Genomic DNA, 15739 nt, shown 5'->3' with positions numbered 1-15739 from the left:
GACGTGCAGTGTTGTCCGTGAGACGCGGTCTCGCCTAGGCCCCGCCCCCGCGACCGCACCGCCGCGGCTTCACGGGTCGCTGGTCAGAGGCCGAGCATGCCGTAGAGGTGGTCGGGGAGGGGTTCGGCGCCGGTGGGGGCGGTCGTGGTCATGGTCGTGCCGAAGTCGGAGTAGGTGGCGGTGACCGGGTTGTCGGGGATCTCGACCTTCACGGACACGAGCCGGTCCTGGTCGTCGACGGCCGCCTCGAACGGGATTCTCCTGGCGACGTCGCCGAGCTGCATCACCTGCGGGATGTTGACGGGGCCCCAGGTGGTCACGCGGGTCATGTCGACGGTGCCGGTGTAGGAGCGGTTCTCCCGGCGGATGTCGTGGGTGGCGGCGATCAGCGCCTGCACGCCGGTCGGGTCCTTGGTGGCGCTGAGGCCGAGCGACCCGGGCCTGGTGATGCGGGCGGGGTCGACGCGGAACCAGGTGGCGCCGTCGAAGCCGGGCAGCGGCAGGCCGGTCAGGCGCGTGTACGCGGAGCCCCGCACCCCGAGAGTGTCGATCTTCAGGGTGGCGCCGTCGGAGGTGACGCTGACCGTGGCGTCGAGCAGGTCGGCGATGGGGTCGACGCCGCCGGTGTAGCTGCCCTCCTTGGCGACCACCTTGAACTTGTAGCCGCCGGTGGTCAGGGCGCGCAGGCTCTTCGCCAGCTCGCTCTGCGTCGGCGCCACCGACGGCCCGGTGTCCGGCCGCGGCGACCCGTCCTTGCCGAACGAGCACCCGGCCAGCGCGACCGCCGCGACCAGCGCGGTGACCAGCGCGGCGGTCAGCACCCTGGCACGCCCGGCGGTCACCGCCCCGGCGCGCCCGCCGGCCAGCACCCCGGCGCGCCCGGCGGTCGTCGCCCCAGCGCGCCCGGCGGTCAGCACCGCGGCGTGCGCGGCGGTCACCGCCCCGGCGCGCGGGGCGGTCCGTGGGCGGGCGGTCGGGCGCCCGGCGGGGGACGGTCGTCGCGGCATCGGGGTCAGCCGTTGAGCAGGCCGTAGACGGCGGCGGGGGCGGCGAGCACGTCGGCGGCCTTGGGCGCGGCGACGGTGACCGGCTGGCCGTGGCCGGTGTAGTCGACGGTCAGCGTCTGCTCGGCGACCGTGCCATAGGCCGGGACCGTGATCTTCAGCGAGACCAGGTGCTTGCCGTCGAGCGTGGCGGTGAACGGCGCGGACTTCGCCTTGTCGCCGAGCGCCTGCAGCACGGCGGCGTCGTCGATGCCGAGGTCACCGCCGCCGGTGAGGTCATAGGTGCCGGTGATCGTGGCCGGGTCGGACTGGGTCGCGGTGGTGACCCGCCCGAGCACGCCCTGGCTGGCGGTGGGGTCCTTCGTCTCGATGAGCCCGATGATCGCGTCCTTCTTGATCTTCGAGCGATCCAGCTTGTACCACTTCTTGGCGTTGACGCCCGTGGTCGGGATGCTGGTCTTGAAGTAGTAGTCGGCGCCGAGCGCGATGCCCTCGATCGTGTATTTGACCCCGCCGGCGGCGACCCCGTCGACCTTCACCTGCTGCTTGCCGGTGGGGTCGATCGAGCCCGTGAACGTGCCCTCGGGGATCTTCATCGAGTAGCTGTAGGTGCCGGCGCCGAGGTCCTGCACGGCCGCGGCCAGCGTGTCCTTGGCGGCGGGGGTCTGCGACGCGCCGCCGGCGCCCTTCGAGGCGCTGCTGGTGGTCTTGTCGTCGTCGCCCCCGCAGGCGGTCACGAGTGCCAGTGCGACCGCCGTGACAGCGATGCCGACCGTCCTGAACGTGCTGGTGCGCATGTCATTCCCCTCCTTGATGACGCGCCCTGAGAACGCCACTGTCTACCCAACAGCCCGCGGACGACTTCGGGTGCGTCGATGGCCACGGAACCCTGCGACCACTCACGGAGACTAGCCGCCGGGTCCGACAATTCCGCCCCGCGGGTCACACCTGCCGCCGGGACGAGCCGGTGAGCCGGCGCGTCACCGCGTCGGCGACCCGTCCCGCGTCGCGAGGGTCGAGGGTGGCCGTGGTGATACGGATCGCAGGGGGTGTGAGCAGCCGGTACATGGATCCTGGTGCCACGGCGATGCCGTCCTCGCGCAGGCCCGCGACCATCGACGTCTCGTCGGGGACCGGCAGCCAGACATTGATCCCGCTGACGCCGCGGGCCGGCAGATCGCCGAGCGCGGCGCGCAGCGCCTCCCGCCGGGCCGCGTAGACGTCGCGGGCCCGGTCGACCGCGGCCGTGGCGTCCGGGTCCTGCCACAGCGCGACGACGAGGCGTTGCAGGACGGTGGAGACCCATCCGGCGCCCAGCCGCATGCGTCCCTCGATCCGGGCGATGGTCACGTCGTCGCCGACGACCGCCGCGACCCGCAGGTCCGGCCCGTACGGCTTGGACAGCGACCGGATGTAGGCCCACGCACCGGATGATCCGACGAGCGGGTGTGCTCTGTCGTGCGCCAGTTCGGCCGCGTGGTCGTCTTCCAGGACCAGCAGCTGGCGGTACGTGCCGAGCAGCCGGCGAAGGACGGCGGCCCGCCGTGCGGAGATCACCGCGCCGGTGGGATTCTGGGCGCGGGACGTCACGACCAGTCCGGCCACGCCGGCGCTCAGCGCTGCCCGCAGGCCCTCCTCGGTGGGTCCCTCGTCGTCGACGGGGACCGGCACGGGGGTGAAGCCGAGCGCCGCGACCAGGTCCAGAAGGTTGGCCCAGCCGGGGTCCTCGACCGCGACCTTGTCGCCGGGGCGCAGGTGGGCGACGAGGGCCCGCTCGATCGCGTCGAGCGCCCCGCCGGTCACGGTGAGCCGTCCGGAGGGGATGCCGTCGGCGGCGAAGCGCTCCCCCGCCAGGTCGAGCAGCTCGGGCAGCGGGCCGCCACCGGCGTAGCCGACCGCGGGCATGGCCTCGGCGAGCCGGATAAGATGTGGCGCGTACATCGGCAGCAGGCTCTGGTCGGGGCCGCCGCTGGCCAGGTCGAGGGCGCCGGAGGGCACGGCGAGCCCGTGGAGGCTCCGCCTGGCGACCGGCGGGCGTGGCCGGACCCGGGTGCCGCCGCGGCCGGCCGTCTCGACCAGCCCCCGCTCGCGCAGCGCCCGATAGGCGGCGGCGACTGTGGCTGGGCTCACACCGAGGTCGCCCGCGAGGGCCCGGACCGACGGCAGCGCGGCGCCCGGGTCCAGCTCACCGGTGCGGATGCCGCTCTCGACGCTGGCCGAAATCTGGGCTGCCGTGGCGCCCGTCGGCTGATACTGTACTGCCACAGTTTCGAGATTGTACTAGAACAAACGAGGTCGCGGTGGAAACCTATCAGAAAACACCACGGACGACGCCCAACCGGATGAGCGAGCGCGCGTCGTATGACGCCGACCTGGTGCACACCGTCCTCGACGAGGCCTACGTCTGTCATCTCGGGTTCGTCGTCGATGGCGAGCCGCGGGTGCTGCCGACCCTGCACGCGCGCGTCGGCGACACGGTCTACCTGCACGGATCGACCGGGAGCCGGGCGCTGCTCGCGGCGCGTGACGGCGGTCTGCCGATCTGCGTGACCGCGACGCTGATCGACGGACTGGTCCTGGCCCGTTCCCAGTTCCACCACAGCGCCAACTACCGGTCGGTCGTCGCGCACGGCACCGCGCGCCTGGTCACCGACCCCGCCGAGCGGGAGCGGGCGTTCGCGGCCCTGGTCGACAAGGTCGCGCCCGGTCGTGCCGCGGACAGCCGCCCGCCCAACGCGAAGGAGCTCGCGCAGACAGCGCTGCTGGCCCTGCCGTTGCGGGAGGTGTCGGCGAAGGTCCGCACAGGCGGCGTCAGCGACGATGAGCAGGACCTGCCCTTGTCGCATTGGGCGGGTGTGGTGCCGCTGAAGCTCGTCGCCGGGGTGCCGGAGCCGGCGCCGGGCGTGCTGGTGCCGGTGCCGGCATACCTGCGCCCTTCCGGGTCCGGCTGGCTGGGCGCGCCGACGCTGCGCGGACAGCACGTCGTGATCGAGCCGCTCGACGCGTCGCACACGGCGGGCCTGTTCAAGGCCCTGGACGACGCCGAGGTCTGGACGCATCTCACCGTCGCCCGGCCCGCCTCGGCCGGGGAGATGGCCGCGATCGTCGACGCCGCGCTCAAGGACCGGACGCGCACGCCGTTCGTCCAGAAGGACCCGCGGACGGGAGAGATCCTCGGCAGCACCTCGTACTACGCGATCGACGAGGCCCGCCGCTCGATCGCGATCGGGCACACGATGCTCGGCCGCCCGCACTGGCGCACGGCGATCAACACCGAGTCGAAGCTGCTGCTCATGTCGCACGCGTTCGACACCCTCGGCGCGATCCGGCTCGAGTGGCACACCGACATCCGCAACGAGCGCTCCCAGAAGGCGATCGCCCGGCTCGGCGCCGAGCGTGAGGGCGTGCTGCGCGCGCACCGGCAGCGGCCCGACGGCAGCTGGCGCGACACGGTCTGCTTCGCGATGCTGGCCGGCGAGTGGCCCGCCGCGCGGGAGCGTTTGACGGCCGGGGTCCGCTGACGCTCGGCGTGACCAACCCGTGGACCTATCTGCTCGGCACCGCCGCCATCGTGCTGCTGCCCGGGCCGAACTCGCTGTATGTGCTGTCCGTGGCCGCCCGCCGCGGTGTCCGGGACGGGTATCGCGGCGCCGCCGGGGTCTGGCTCGGCGACGCGGTGCTCATGACGCTGTCCGCCGGGGGCGTGGCCTCGCTGCTGCACACCTATCCGTGGCTGTTCGTCCTGGTGAAGTACGCGGGAGCCGGCTACCTGGCGTATCTGGGCATCCGGCTGGTGCTCGACACGGTCCGGCGGCTGCGGGCGCCCGTCGCGCCGGGGCCGCAGGAGCGGGAGGAGCCGGCGGACCGGCCGTTCCGGCGGGCGCTGGTGATCAGCCTGCTCAACCCGAAGGCGATCCTGTTCTTCGTGTCGTTCTTCATCCAGTTCGTCGATCCGGAGTATCCGTATCCGGCGGTGAGCTTCCTGCTGCTGGGCATCGTCGCCGAGGTGCTGAGCGCGATCTACCTGACCGTGCTGATCTTCGCGGGGCGGTATCTCGCGGAGCAGTTCCGGTCTCGGCGCGCGCTGGCCGCCGGGCTGAGCACCACGGTCGGCGGGCTGTTCCTGGCGTTCAGTCTCAAGCTGGCGACGGCGAGCCTGTCGTAGCGTCCGCGCCCCGCAACGCATGGAGGGTCCCCCACTGGTTCATGGGGGACCCTCTTCGCTGCCCGGCCAGGCAAGTTCTCTCAGTGCTCCACGATCAGGTCCGCTCGCCCCAGTTCGCGGAGGAGGTCGTTGACGACGCGGTCGTCGTCGCCCTGGCGGCGGCGCTCGGCGGGGGCGCGGCCACCGGTCAGCAGCGCCAGTCGGGCGCCTCCGCCGGATCGGGCCGGACCGGCACCGGCGCCGCGGTAGACGAAGTAGTGCACGGCGGCCCGCACGCGGGCCCGGTCGACCGCGCTCGACCTGGCGGTGTCGGCGATCAGCTGGCGCAGCGCGGTGGCCATCCGTTCGGCGTGCCCGACCTCCGCGGCGCCGCGCCCGGTGCGCATGGCGGCGAGGTAGGCGTCCAGCTGGCGCAGCAGCACTTCCGACTCCTGGCGGACCGCCCGCTGGGCGATCGTGCGCTGTGCTGCCACCGGCTGCTCCTGTGTTCTGGGGATTGGCACACTTTAGCCAAACTCCCCCTTTCGTACAAATCGGACTAATCCTATCGGCGGCGTCGGCCGGTCCGGGGAAAGTGTCGTACCCCGGGGGCAGGATGGAGGCATGGATGAGCTGGGTCGGTTCGGGGCGGCGACACGTGAGTGGTTCGGTGCGGCGTTCGCGGCACCGACCGCCGCACAGGCCGGGGCGTGGCAGGCGATCAGCGCCGGCCGGCACGCCCTCGTGGTCGCGCCGACCGGCTCCGGCAAGACCCTGGCGGCGTTCCTGTGGTCCCTCGATCAGCTGGCCGCCAAGCCTGACGTGGAGGCGGCGAAGCGCTGCCGGGTGCTGTATGTCAGCCCGCTGAAGGCTCTCGCGGTCGACGTCGAGCGCAACCTGCGGGCGCCCCTGGCCGGCATCCGGCAGGCGGCCGCGCGGCTCGGCCAGGAGCCACCCGACATCAAGGTCGGCATGCGCACGGGCGACACCCCCGCCGACGAGCGGCGGGCGTTCACCAAGACCCCGCCCGACATCCTGATCACCACGCCCGAGTCGCTGTATCTGCTGCTCACCTCGCAGGCCAGGGAGTCTCTGCGCAGCGTCGAGACGGTGATCGTCGACGAGGTCCACGCGGTCTGCGCGACCAAGCGCGGCGCGCACCTGGCCCTGTCCCTGGAGCGGCTCGACGCGCTGCTGGAGCGCCCGGCGCAGCGGGTCGGCCTGTCCGCGACCGTCCGCCCGATCGACGAGACCGCCAGGTTCCTCGGCGGGTCCGCGCCCGTCGAGATCGTGCAGCCGCCGAGCGCCAAGACCATCGAGGTCGAGGTGCAGGTGCCCGTCGAGGACATGACCGCCCTCGGTGAGAGCGACCCGTCCGAGGACGACGACGGGGCCCCCCGCTCCGCCTCGATCTGGCCCGCCGTGGAGGAGCGGGTGCTCGACCTGATCGAGGGTCACCGCTCCACGATCGTGTTCACCAACTCGCGGCGCGGCGCCGAGCGGCTCTGCGCGAGGATCAACGAGCTGGCCGCCGCCCGCGCCGGCATTCCCACGCCGGCCGCGCCGAGGACCCCGGCGGAGATGATGGCGCAGGCCGGCACCGCCAACGGCGCGGCGCCCGTCGTGGCCCGCGCCCACCACGGCAGCGTGTCCCGCGAGGAGCGCAAGCACATCGAGGAGGCCCTCAAGTCGGGTCAGCTGCCGGCGGTGGTCGCCACCTCCAGCCTGGAGCTGGGCATCGACATGGGCTCCGTCGACCTCGTCGTGCAGATCGAGGCGCCGCCGAGCGTCGCCGCCGGCCTGCAGCGGGTCGGCCGGGCCGGGCACCAGGTCGGCGCCGTCTCCCGCGGCGTCGTGTTCCCGAAGCACCGCGGCGACCTCGTCTCCTGCGCCGTCGTCGCCGAGCGGATGGTCGAGGGCGGCATCGAGGAGCTGCGCTATCCGCGCAACCCGCTCGACGTCCTCGCCCAGCAGATCATCGCGATGGTCGCCATGGAGCCGTGGCACGTCGACGAGCTGGCGGCCCTGGTGCGCCGCACCGCCGTCTTCGCCGACCTGCCCGAGTCCGCGCTGTTCGCGGTGCTCGACATGCTCGCCGGGCGCTATCCGTCGACCGCGTTCGCCGAGCTGCGCCCGCGCGTCGTGTGGGACCGCACCGACGGCGTCCTCACCGGCCGGCCCGGCGCCCAGCGCCTCGCCGTCACCAGCGGCGGCACCATCCCCGACCGCGGCCTCTTCGGCGTGTTCCTGGCCGGCGCGGAGAAGGCCGCCCGGGTCGGCGAGCTCGACGAGGAGATGGTCTACGAGTCACGCGTCGGCGACGTGTTCCTGCTCGGCTCCACCTCGTGGCGCATCGAGGACATCACACCCGACCGGGTGCTGGTCTCACCCGCCCCGGGCGCCGCCGCGAAGATGCCGTTCTGGAAGGGTGACTCCCCCGGCCGACCGGTCGAGCTGGGCCGCGCGATCGGCGCCCGGTTGCGCGGTTTCGTGAAGGCCGGCGACGAGACCGCCCACGCGCAGCTGCGCTCCGGCGGGCTCGACGAGTGGGCCGCCGACAACCTCCTGGCCTATCTGCGCGAGCAGCGCGAGGCGACCCGCCACCTGCCCGACGACCGCACCGTGCTGGTCGAGCGGTTCCGCGACGAGCTCGGCGACTGGCGGATGACCGTCCACTGTGTCCTCGGCGCCCGGGTCAACGCGCCGTGGGCGCTCGCGATCGCCCGCCGGCTCAACGAGCGCTACGGGGTCGACGCACAGGTCATGCCCAGCGACGACGGCATCGTGGTCCGGCTGCCCGACGTCGCCGACGAGCCGCCGGGCGCCGACCTGGTCGCGTTCGACCCCGACGAGATCGCCGGCATCGTCGAGGAGACCGTCGGCACGTCGGCGATGTTCGCCGCCAGGTTCCGCGAGTGCGCCGCCCGCGCCCTGCTGCTGCCCCGCCGCGACCCGCGCCGCCGCCAGCCGCTGTGGCAGCAGCGGCAGCGCTCCGCCCAGCTGCTCGACGTCGCCCGCGACTACGCAGACTTCCCGATCACGCTCGAGGCCGCCCGCGAGTGTCTGCAGGACGTCTTCGACGTCGCCGGGCTCGTCGGCGTCATGCGCGACATCGCCGGCCGCAAGCTCCGCCTCGTCGAGGTCGAGACGCCCCGGCCGTCGCCGTTCGCGCGGTCGCTGCTGTTCGGCTATGTCGGCGCGTTCCTCTATGAGGGCGACTCCCCGCTCGCCGAGCGGCGCGCCGCCGCGCTCGCCCTCGACCCGACGCTGCTCGCCGAGCTCCTCGGCCGGGTCGAGCTGCGCGAGCTGCTTGACCCCGAGGTCGTCACCGAGACCGAGCGGACCCTGCAGTGGCTCGGCGAGCAGCGCACCCCGCGCGACGCCGAGGACGTCGCCGAGATGCTCCGCGTCCTGGGCGACCTGTCCGACGCCGAGCTCACCGCCCGCGGCGCCGACCCCGCCTGGGCCGCCGAGCTCGGCGCGCAGCGCCGCGCGATCCAGGTCCGGGTCGCCGGCGAGCCGCGCTGGGCCGCCGTCGAGGACGCGGCCCGCTTCCGCGACGCGCTCGGCGTGGCCCTGCCCGTCGGCCTGCCCACCGCCCATCTTGAGCCGGTCGCGGACCCGATCGGCGACCTCGTCACCCGCTATGGGCGCACGCACGCCCCGTTCAGCGCGGCGACCCTGGCGGCCCGCTTCGGCCTCGGTGTCTTCGTCGTCGAGCAGGCGCTGCGCCGCCTGCCGTCGATGGTCTCCGGCGAGTTCACGCCCGGCGGCGCCGGCACCGAGTGGTGCGACGCGGAGATCCTGCGGCTGCTGCGCCGCCGGTCCCTGGCCGCGCTGCGCCGCGAGATCGAGCCCGTGCCGCCCCGCGCCCTGGCCCGCTTCCTGCCGCAGTGGCATCAGGTCGGCTCGTCCCGCGCCCGCGGCATCGACGCGGTCGCCGCCGCCGTCGAGCAGCTCCAGGGCATCCCGATGCCGGCGTCCGCGTTGGAGCGGCTGATCCTGCCCGCCCGCGTCGCCGACTACACGCCCGCCTATCTCGACGAGCTGTGCGCCTCGGGCGACCTGCTGTGGTCGGGCGGCGGCGCCATCGGCGAGCACGACGGGTGGGTCAGCCTCGCCTTCGCGGACACCGCGCCGCTGCTCCTGCCGGCACCGGCCGAGGTGGGCGGCCCGGTGCACGACGCGATCCTCACGGCGCTCGCGGGCGGGCAGGCCCTGTTCCTGCGCACGCTCGGCGAGCGGGTCAACGAGATCCTCGCGTCGGCTCCGCCCGCTGCGGCGCTTCCGCCCGAGCCAGGGTCCGCCGCAGGCGCCGCGGGACGTCCGGCCCGGTCCCGGAAGGCCGCCTCGACGCCTCCACCGACGATCGTCGCTTCGTCTTCGTCTTCGTCTTCGTCTTTGCCTTTGCCGCCGCCCGCCGCGTCGGGAGCCGCGTCGCCCGCGCCCGGGACAGCGTCACCCGCCGGTGCGGTCCACGCGGAGGACGGGGAGGTCGTGCCGCCGCCGATCCCCGTCGCGAGGCTGCGGAGGGCCAAGGCGGTGCCGGGCTCCATCAGCGACACGCTGCGAGGTGTGGAGGCGTCGCTGCACGCCGCCGCGACAGATCCGCCGGGCGGTGGCACAGCAGGCACCCGCACCGACGGTGCCGGGCCGGCGGGCATCGGAGCCGCAGGCATCGGAGCCGCGGGCATCGGAGCCGCGGGCATCGGAGCCGCGGGCATCGGGTCGGCGGGGTTCGTCAGTGAGGCGGAGCTGCTGGACGCCGTGTGGGACCTGGTGTGGGCGGGCCTGTTGTCCAACGACACGCTCGGGCCGTTGCGGGCGAAGCTCGGCGGCGGCGGGGCGCACAAGGCGAAACCTGCCGCACCCCGGTCGCGGTATCGGCGGGCCGGGATCGCGGCGGCGCGGGCGTCCCTCGCGACCGGGCGGTCCGGGCCGCCGACGGGGGCGGGCCGCTGGCACCGGCTGCCGGACCGGGACCTCGACCCGACCCGGCGGGCGACGGCCAACGCCGAGCTGCTCCTCGACCGGCACGGGATCGTCACCCGCAGGGCGGTGATGGCGGAGGACCTGCCGGGAGCGTTCGCCGGCGTGTATCCGGTGCTCGCCGCCATGGAGGAGCGCGGCGCCGCCCGGCGTGGCTACTTCGTCGAAGGGCTCGGGGCGGCGCAGTTCGCGCTGCCGGGCGCCGTCGACCGGTTGCGGGGCGGCACCGACAGCCGCGACGCGCTGGTGCTGGCCGCCACGGACCCGGCCAATCCGTATGGCGCCGCGTTGCCGTGGCCCGAGCGGGTCGTCGACGCCGGCGACGGGGAGCGTTCCGGGCACCGGCCGGGCCGCAAGGCGGGCGCGCTCGTCGTCACCGTGGGCGGCGACCTCGTCATCTATGTGGAGCGCGGCGGCAGGACCCTGCTGTCGTATGTCGAGGACACCGACCTGCTCGCCCTCGCCGCGAAGGCGCTCGCCGACGCCGTCCACGGCGGAGCGCTCGGCGCCATGTCGGTCGAGCGCGCCGACGGCGAGTCCATCCACGCATCGGCACTCGGCGAAGCACTGTCCGCCGCCGGGTTCCGCACCACGCCGAAGGGACTGCGCCTACGCAACTGACCCACCACACTGGGCAGGACGACGGCGGATGGGCTCCGCCTACGCAGTTGAGCCACAAGGCGACGGACTCCGCCTGCAGAGTTGAGCCACTGGCGACAGGGTTCGCCTGTCGCAGTTGAGCCGCAGGGCGACGGGCTCCGCCAGCGGAGCCGAGCCACGGGCGGCGAGGCGAGCGACAGAGCGACCACAGCGACAGAGCGACCACAAAAGCAGAGCGACCACAAAAGCAGAGCGACCACAAAAGCAGAGCGACCAGAAACAGGAGAGGGGGCCGGCGCGGTGATCGAGTCGGTGGACGGGCGGCGGGAGTCGCTGTTCGAGTATGCCGGTGGGGCGCCGGCGTTCCAGGCGCTGGCGGCGGCGCTGCATGAGCGGTGTCTGGCGGATCCGGTGCTCAACCATCCGTTCTCGCATCCGGGGCAGCATCCTGAGCACGTCGAGCGGCTCGGGATGTATCTGGCGGAGGTGTTCGGTGGACCGCCCGTGTATTCGCAGACGTGCGGCACGCACTTCGGGGTGCTGGACCTGCACGCACGGCAGGGGGCTGACGACGACCTCGGGGAGCGGTTCCTGCGGTGCTTCGTGCTCGCCTGTGACGACGCCGGGCTGCCCGGCGATCCGGAGTTCCGCGGTGCGCTGCGGGACTACATGACCTGGGCGGCGGCGGACGTCATGCAGTATTCCCCGGCCGGGTCGCAGGTGCCCGCCGGCGTGCGGATGCCGCACTGGACCTGGGAGGGACCGCGCTGAGCCGGCCCGTCAGCCATGTGGGCGGTGCGGCCGGTCGGATGTGGCCGGTCGCCGCGTAGAGGCGTTCGGCCGGCGGGTCCGCAGCGTCGTGCGGATGTGGCCGAGTCCGTGGACCGCGCGGAAGCCGTGCAGGTGTGGCCGAGTGCGTGGACCGCGCGGAAGAGGTGCCGGCCGTAGCCGCTCATCGCGTCGGGCTCACCGGATGCGGCCCGCCCGGCTGCGACAGCGGGCGACGTGGCGATCAGGACCTGGGCGGCGAGCTTCTCCGTGACGCGGTCCGGCGTTGTGGGGTGGGAGGGAGACCACGGGCCAGACCTCGACCTCCGCAGCGTCACCACTGCAGCACCTGGCGGGTCAGTGGGGTCAGCCGCTGGCAGAGGGCGGGTCGGGGCCAGGTGACGTCGCGGAGCTCGTCGTCGTACGAGCGCCAGTACAGGCCGCTGCCGTCGTGGTCGAAGTAGGCGTGCGACTCGTACGCGGAACGGTGCAACGGATCCCGGATCCAGGCGTTCGGGTGCATGAGGCCCCAGGACGGCGGGCCCATCGGCATGTAGCCGCTGACCAGCAGCGCGCGGTGGTCGCCGATGGCGCGCAGGGCGTCGACCGCCTGCTGGGAGGCGCGTTCCCAGAGCAGGGCACCGGCGCGGCCGTCGGCGGCGAGGCGGGTCGGTTCGTTGAGCAGGCCGAGGCCGATGACGGCCGGGTCGTCCGCGGCGGGCGCCATGCGGCGCCAGAAGTCGGCGAGCGCGGACGTCGGCAGGCCGGGGCCGCCGAGGCGCAGCAGGGTCTGCTGGTGCGGGCCGCCGCCGAGGGCGAAGTCGCCGTATCCGTGCAGGTCCAGCACGACGAGCAGCCCGGCCTCGCTGGCGTGGGCCAGCGCGCCGCGGACCCGGGCGACCTCGGAGGAGGACAGCGGTCCGAAGGGGACGGGCTGGAGGCGTTCCCAGTTGACGGCGAGCCTGATGAGTTTGACGCCGCGTGAGGCGAGGAACTCGTAGCTCGACGGCGTCTCGTAGGTGTAGTCGGCCCCGTACCGGCCGGGGTTGGCGCTGCCGAAGCCGCCGTTGACCTCGGAGGTGGCGAAGGAGCCGGCGGCGAGGTTGACGCCGCGCAGGTAGCCGGCGGTGCTGGGGTGCCGTTCGACGACGTGTGCCTGTGGGCCGGCGACGTCGACGTCCATGCCGTGCGCGACGGGACGGTAGACGGCCATCGGATAGTTCGCGGGCCAGGTGCCGGCGGCCCACGCGGTGACGGGCAGCCCGATCGCGTCGGCGGCGGAATACCACGCCTCGGCGACCCCGGTCCACTGCGCGGCGTCGCGGTCGGCGGGCCAGCCCATCTCCCCGATGAAGCCGGTCGCGTCGTTGCGGCGCAGCCAGGCGGAGAAGTTGGCGAGCCCGGCGACGGCCCTGGCCTGCACGACGTCCCGCGTGCACACGGTCTGCGGCAGCCGGGGCCACGTCACCGGCACGAGCAGCGCCACCATCAGCAGCAGCACCATTGCCAGCGCCGGACCTTTGCGTGCCACGGCACGCCACTGCCCGGCGCCGCGCGGGTCACACCTTCCTTGCGACGCCCCCGTATACGGAGACCTGGGTGTCGGTGACGTCCGGCGACACCTGCGCGTCGGGGCGCCACTTCGTGACCAGGGGCAGGCCGGGCTCGACGAGCTCCAGGCCGGTGAAGAAGCGGGCGATGTCGTCGTGCGGGCGGACCTGCATCGTCACGCCCTGCCGGGCGTAGATGGCGGCGACGTGCTCCCAGGCGACCGGGTCGAAGTCGCCGGTCAGGTGCGACAGCGCGAGGTAGCTGCCCTTCGGGAGGGCGTCGACGAGCTCCTGCACGATGGCATACGGCTCGTCGGCGTCACCCACGAAGTGCAGGATCGCGATGAGCAGCAGCCCGACGGGCCGGTCGAAGTCGATGACCTCGCGCAGCTGCGGCGAGTCGAGGATGCGCCGGACGTCGCGGAGGTCGGCGTCGATGTATTCGGTGCGTCCCTCCGGTTTGCTGGTGAGCAGGGCGCGGGCGTGGGCCAGGACGATCGGGTCGTTGTCGACGTAGACGATCCGGGAGTCCGGGGCGATCGCCTGGGCGACCTCGTGCACGTTGGGTGACGTCGGGATGCCGGTGCCGATGTCGAGGAACTGCCGGATGCCGGCCTCGCCGGCCAGGAACTCGACGGCCCGGCGGAGGAAGGCCCGGTTCTCCCGCGGGGGGATGCGGCTGTTGGGGTTGGCGCGCAGGCCGGCCTCGGCGGCGCCGCGGTCGGCGGGGAAGTTGTCCTTGCCGCCCAGCAGGAAGTCGTAGACCCTGGCCGGGTGCGGCCGGTCCGCCTGCAGGTCGACCGGCTCATGGGTCTCGTCCGGCTTGGGCTTCATCCAGTCGGCGCCCGACATGTCCCACGCTCCGTCACAATCGATCTGTTTGGCCGCCTGGATCATATGCCGGACATCACCCTCGGTCACTCCTCCGCACGTACTGCGGCCGCATCGTCACGACGGGTGCGTGACGGTGACGTGGTCGCCGGCCCGGACCCGCAGCATGTCGGCGGCGCTGCCACCGTTGACGGCGACGGCGAGGTGGCCGGCGGAGTCGGTGAACGCGACCAGCCCGCCGGGTGGGGCGTCGCCGAACGTCCCGCCGACGACCGCCGGGCGGCCGTTGACCAGCACGTCGCCCCCGTCGAACGGCGTGGTGGCGGCGAGCTGCAGGTTGCCGAAGCGGTCCACCGTCAGCACCTCGGCCGATACGCCGCCGGGCAGGGCGAGCAGGTGCGGCGGCGGTAGTCGTACCAGCGCGGCGGCCTCGTCCCCGGCGGCCGGCAGCCCGGCGCCCGTGGCGAGCCGGGCGGCGACCGGCGCGAAGACGTCGCGACCGTGGAACGTGCGTGACACCTCCGGCGCGAACCAGGCCGTGTTCGTGAGGTGGACGGCGCGCCGGATGCCGCCGAGGGCCTCCGCCGCCGGGATCAGCAGGCCGTTGTCCGGTCCGACGAGGAACCCGCCGTCGGCGGCCTCGATCGCGATCGGGCGGCGGGCGGTGCCGACACCGGGGTCGACGACGGCGAGGTGCACGCCGCGCGGCAGCGACGGCACGGTCTGCGCGAGGACGTGCGCGCCGCGTGTGACGTCGCCGGGCGGCACGAGGTGCGTCACGTCGATCACTCTGGCCGCCGGGGCGAGGCGCGCGATTACGCCGTGGCAGGCTGCGACGAACCCGTCGTCGAGCCCGTAGTCGGTGGTGAACGAGATCCAGGCGGGGTCCATCGGGATAGTGTCTGACGCATGCGGCTCTGCGTCTTCATCGAACCCCAGCTCGGCGCGACGTACGAGGACCAGCTGGCGTTCGCCCAGCGGGCCGAGCGGCTCGGGTTCGAGGGCTTCTTCCGCTCCGACCATTACATGGCGACCCGTGGCGGTGCGCCCGGACCGACCGACTCGTGGGTGACGCTCGGCGCTCTCGCCCGTGAGACGTCGACGATCCGGCTCGGCACGCTGGTGTCGTCGGCGACGTTCCGCTACCCCGGGCCGCTGGCCGTCGCGGTGGCGCAGGTCGACGCGATGAGTGGCGGCAGGGTCGAGCTGGGGCTGGGCACCGGCTGGTACGACCGCGAGCACGCCGCGTACGGCATCCCGTTCCCGCCCGTCGGTGAGCGGTTCAGCCGGCTCGAGGAGCAGCTGGAGATCCTGACGGGGTTGTGGTCGACGCCGGACGGCGACACGTTCAGCTACGAGGGTCGCTACTACGACCTCGTCGAATCGCCGGCGTTGCCGAAGCCCGCGCAGCGGCCCGGACCGCCGATCATCATCGGCGGCAAGGGGCTCAAGCGGACGCCGAGGCTGGCCGCGCGGTTCGCCGACGAGTTCAACGTGCCGTTCTCGTCGCTGGCCGAGACCAGCGCGTCCTACGACCGGGTCGTCGCGGCGATCGAGGCCGAGGGGCGCGACGGGCGGGCGCCGATCGTGTTCTCGTTCGCGCAGACCGTCGTGTGCGGCGCGACGGACGCCGACGTCCGGCGCCGGGCCGAGGCGGCCGGGCTCGACCCGAACGGGCCGCCGGCGTCCGGCGGGCAGCTCTACGGCACCCCGGCGCGGATCGCGGAGCAGCTGTCCGACTTCGTGAAGGCCGGCGCGTCGCGCGCGTTCCTCCAGATCCTCGACATCCACGATCTCGACCAGCTGGATCTGCTCGCCGAGGAGACGGCCCCGCTGCTCCCATAAGGTAGGCA

At 73.6% G+C, this 15739-nt stretch carries 11 protein-coding genes and 2 pseudogenes; 6 read left to right on the top strand and 7 right to left on the bottom strand.

Annotation, left to right across the window (positions count from 1 at the left end):
• Positions 1 to 83 precede the first annotated feature (83 nt).
• The 3 genes from ACZ6TV_RS05205 to ACZ6TV_RS05195 form a co-directional block, all read right to left on the bottom strand.
• Entirely contained in the window at positions 84 to 1007 is a 924-nt protein-coding gene (locus ACZ6TV_RS05205; protein ID WP_465295558.1) for a hypothetical protein, read from the bottom strand.
• 5 nt (positions 1008 to 1012) lie between these two features.
• The gene (locus tag ACZ6TV_RS05200; protein ID WP_465295556.1) at positions 1013 to 1801 is read right to left on the bottom strand and encodes a hypothetical protein; all 789 of its coding nucleotides are present in this window, start codon (positions 1799 to 1801) and stop codon (positions 1013 to 1015) included.
• A 145-nt stretch (positions 1802 to 1946) separates the two neighbouring features.
• Positions 1947 to 3269, bottom strand: coding sequence for an aminotransferase class I/II-fold pyridoxal phosphate-dependent enzyme (locus ACZ6TV_RS05195; RefSeq protein ID WP_465295554.1), 1323 nt, complete (start codon positions 3267 to 3269; stop codon positions 1947 to 1949).
• A 77-nt stretch (positions 3270 to 3346) separates the two neighbouring features.
• Here ACZ6TV_RS05195 and ACZ6TV_RS05190 point away from each other — a divergent pair, with 77 nt between their 5' ends.
• Complete coding sequence (locus tag ACZ6TV_RS05190; RefSeq protein WP_465295552.1) at positions 3347 to 4525, top strand: bifunctional pyridoxamine 5'-phosphate oxidase family protein/GNAT family N-acetyltransferase; 1179 nt, start codon at positions 3347 to 3349, stop codon at positions 4523 to 4525.
• On the top strand, positions 4522 to 5169 hold the full coding sequence (gene leuE / locus ACZ6TV_RS05185) for a leucine efflux protein LeuE (RefSeq protein WP_465296114.1): 648 nt from the start codon (positions 4522 to 4524) through the stop codon (positions 5167 to 5169). Before ACZ6TV_RS05190 ends, leuE begins: the two co-directional genes overlap by 4 nt.
• A gap of 80 nt (positions 5170 to 5249) precedes the next feature.
• Here the strand turns inward: leuE and ACZ6TV_RS05180 are convergent, their stop codons facing one another.
• Entirely contained in the window at positions 5250 to 5642 is a 393-nt protein-coding gene (locus ACZ6TV_RS05180; protein ID WP_465295550.1) for a hypothetical protein, read from the bottom strand.
• A 130-nt stretch (positions 5643 to 5772) separates the two neighbouring features.
• On the opposite strand from ACZ6TV_RS05180, the pseudogene ACZ6TV_RS05175 reads away from it, so the two are divergent.
• The 3 genes and pseudogenes from ACZ6TV_RS05175 to ACZ6TV_RS05165 all read left to right on the top strand — a co-directional run.
• Positions 5773 to 9385: pseudogene (locus tag ACZ6TV_RS05175) on the top strand (Lhr family ATP-dependent helicase); the annotation flags it as partial.
• 518 nt (positions 9386 to 9903) lie between these two features.
• A pseudogene (locus ACZ6TV_RS05170) lies at positions 9904 to 10758 on the top strand (Lhr family helicase); the annotation flags it as partial.
• Positions 10759 to 11037: 279 nt separating this feature from the next.
• Entirely contained in the window at positions 11038 to 11508 is a 471-nt protein-coding gene (locus ACZ6TV_RS05165; protein WP_465295548.1) for a globin domain-containing protein, read from the top strand.
• Positions 11509 to 11839: 331 nt separating this feature from the next.
• Here the strand turns inward: ACZ6TV_RS05165 and ACZ6TV_RS05160 are convergent, their stop codons facing one another.
• The 3 genes from ACZ6TV_RS05160 to ACZ6TV_RS05150 form a co-directional block, all read right to left on the bottom strand.
• Positions 11840 to 13009 (bottom strand): glycoside hydrolase family 5 protein, encoded by a 1170-nt coding sequence (locus ACZ6TV_RS05160; RefSeq protein ID WP_465295546.1) that lies wholly within the window; start codon positions 13007 to 13009, stop codon positions 11840 to 11842.
• 55 nt (positions 13010 to 13064) lie between these two features.
• Positions 13065 to 13907 (bottom strand): SAM-dependent methyltransferase, encoded by an 843-nt coding sequence (locus ACZ6TV_RS05155; RefSeq protein WP_465295544.1) that lies wholly within the window; start codon positions 13905 to 13907, stop codon positions 13065 to 13067.
• 96 nt (positions 13908 to 14003) lie between these two features.
• A complete protein-coding gene (locus ACZ6TV_RS05150) occupies positions 14004 to 14777 on the bottom strand; it encodes an SAM hydrolase/SAM-dependent halogenase family protein (protein ID WP_465295542.1) in 774 nt (257 codons plus the stop codon).
• 18 nt (positions 14778 to 14795) lie between these two features.
• Here ACZ6TV_RS05150 and ACZ6TV_RS05145 point away from each other — a divergent pair, with 18 nt between their 5' ends.
• Positions 14796 to 15731, top strand: a complete 936-nt coding sequence (locus tag ACZ6TV_RS05145) for an LLM class F420-dependent oxidoreductase (protein ID WP_465295540.1) — start codon at positions 14796 to 14798, stop codon at positions 15729 to 15731.
• The last annotated feature ends 8 nt before the right edge of the window (positions 15732 to 15739 follow it).

It is taken from the genome of Dactylosporangium sp. NPDC051087 (genome assembly GCF_055586325.1).
This window is presented reverse-complemented; position numbering and strand designations above follow the sequence as displayed.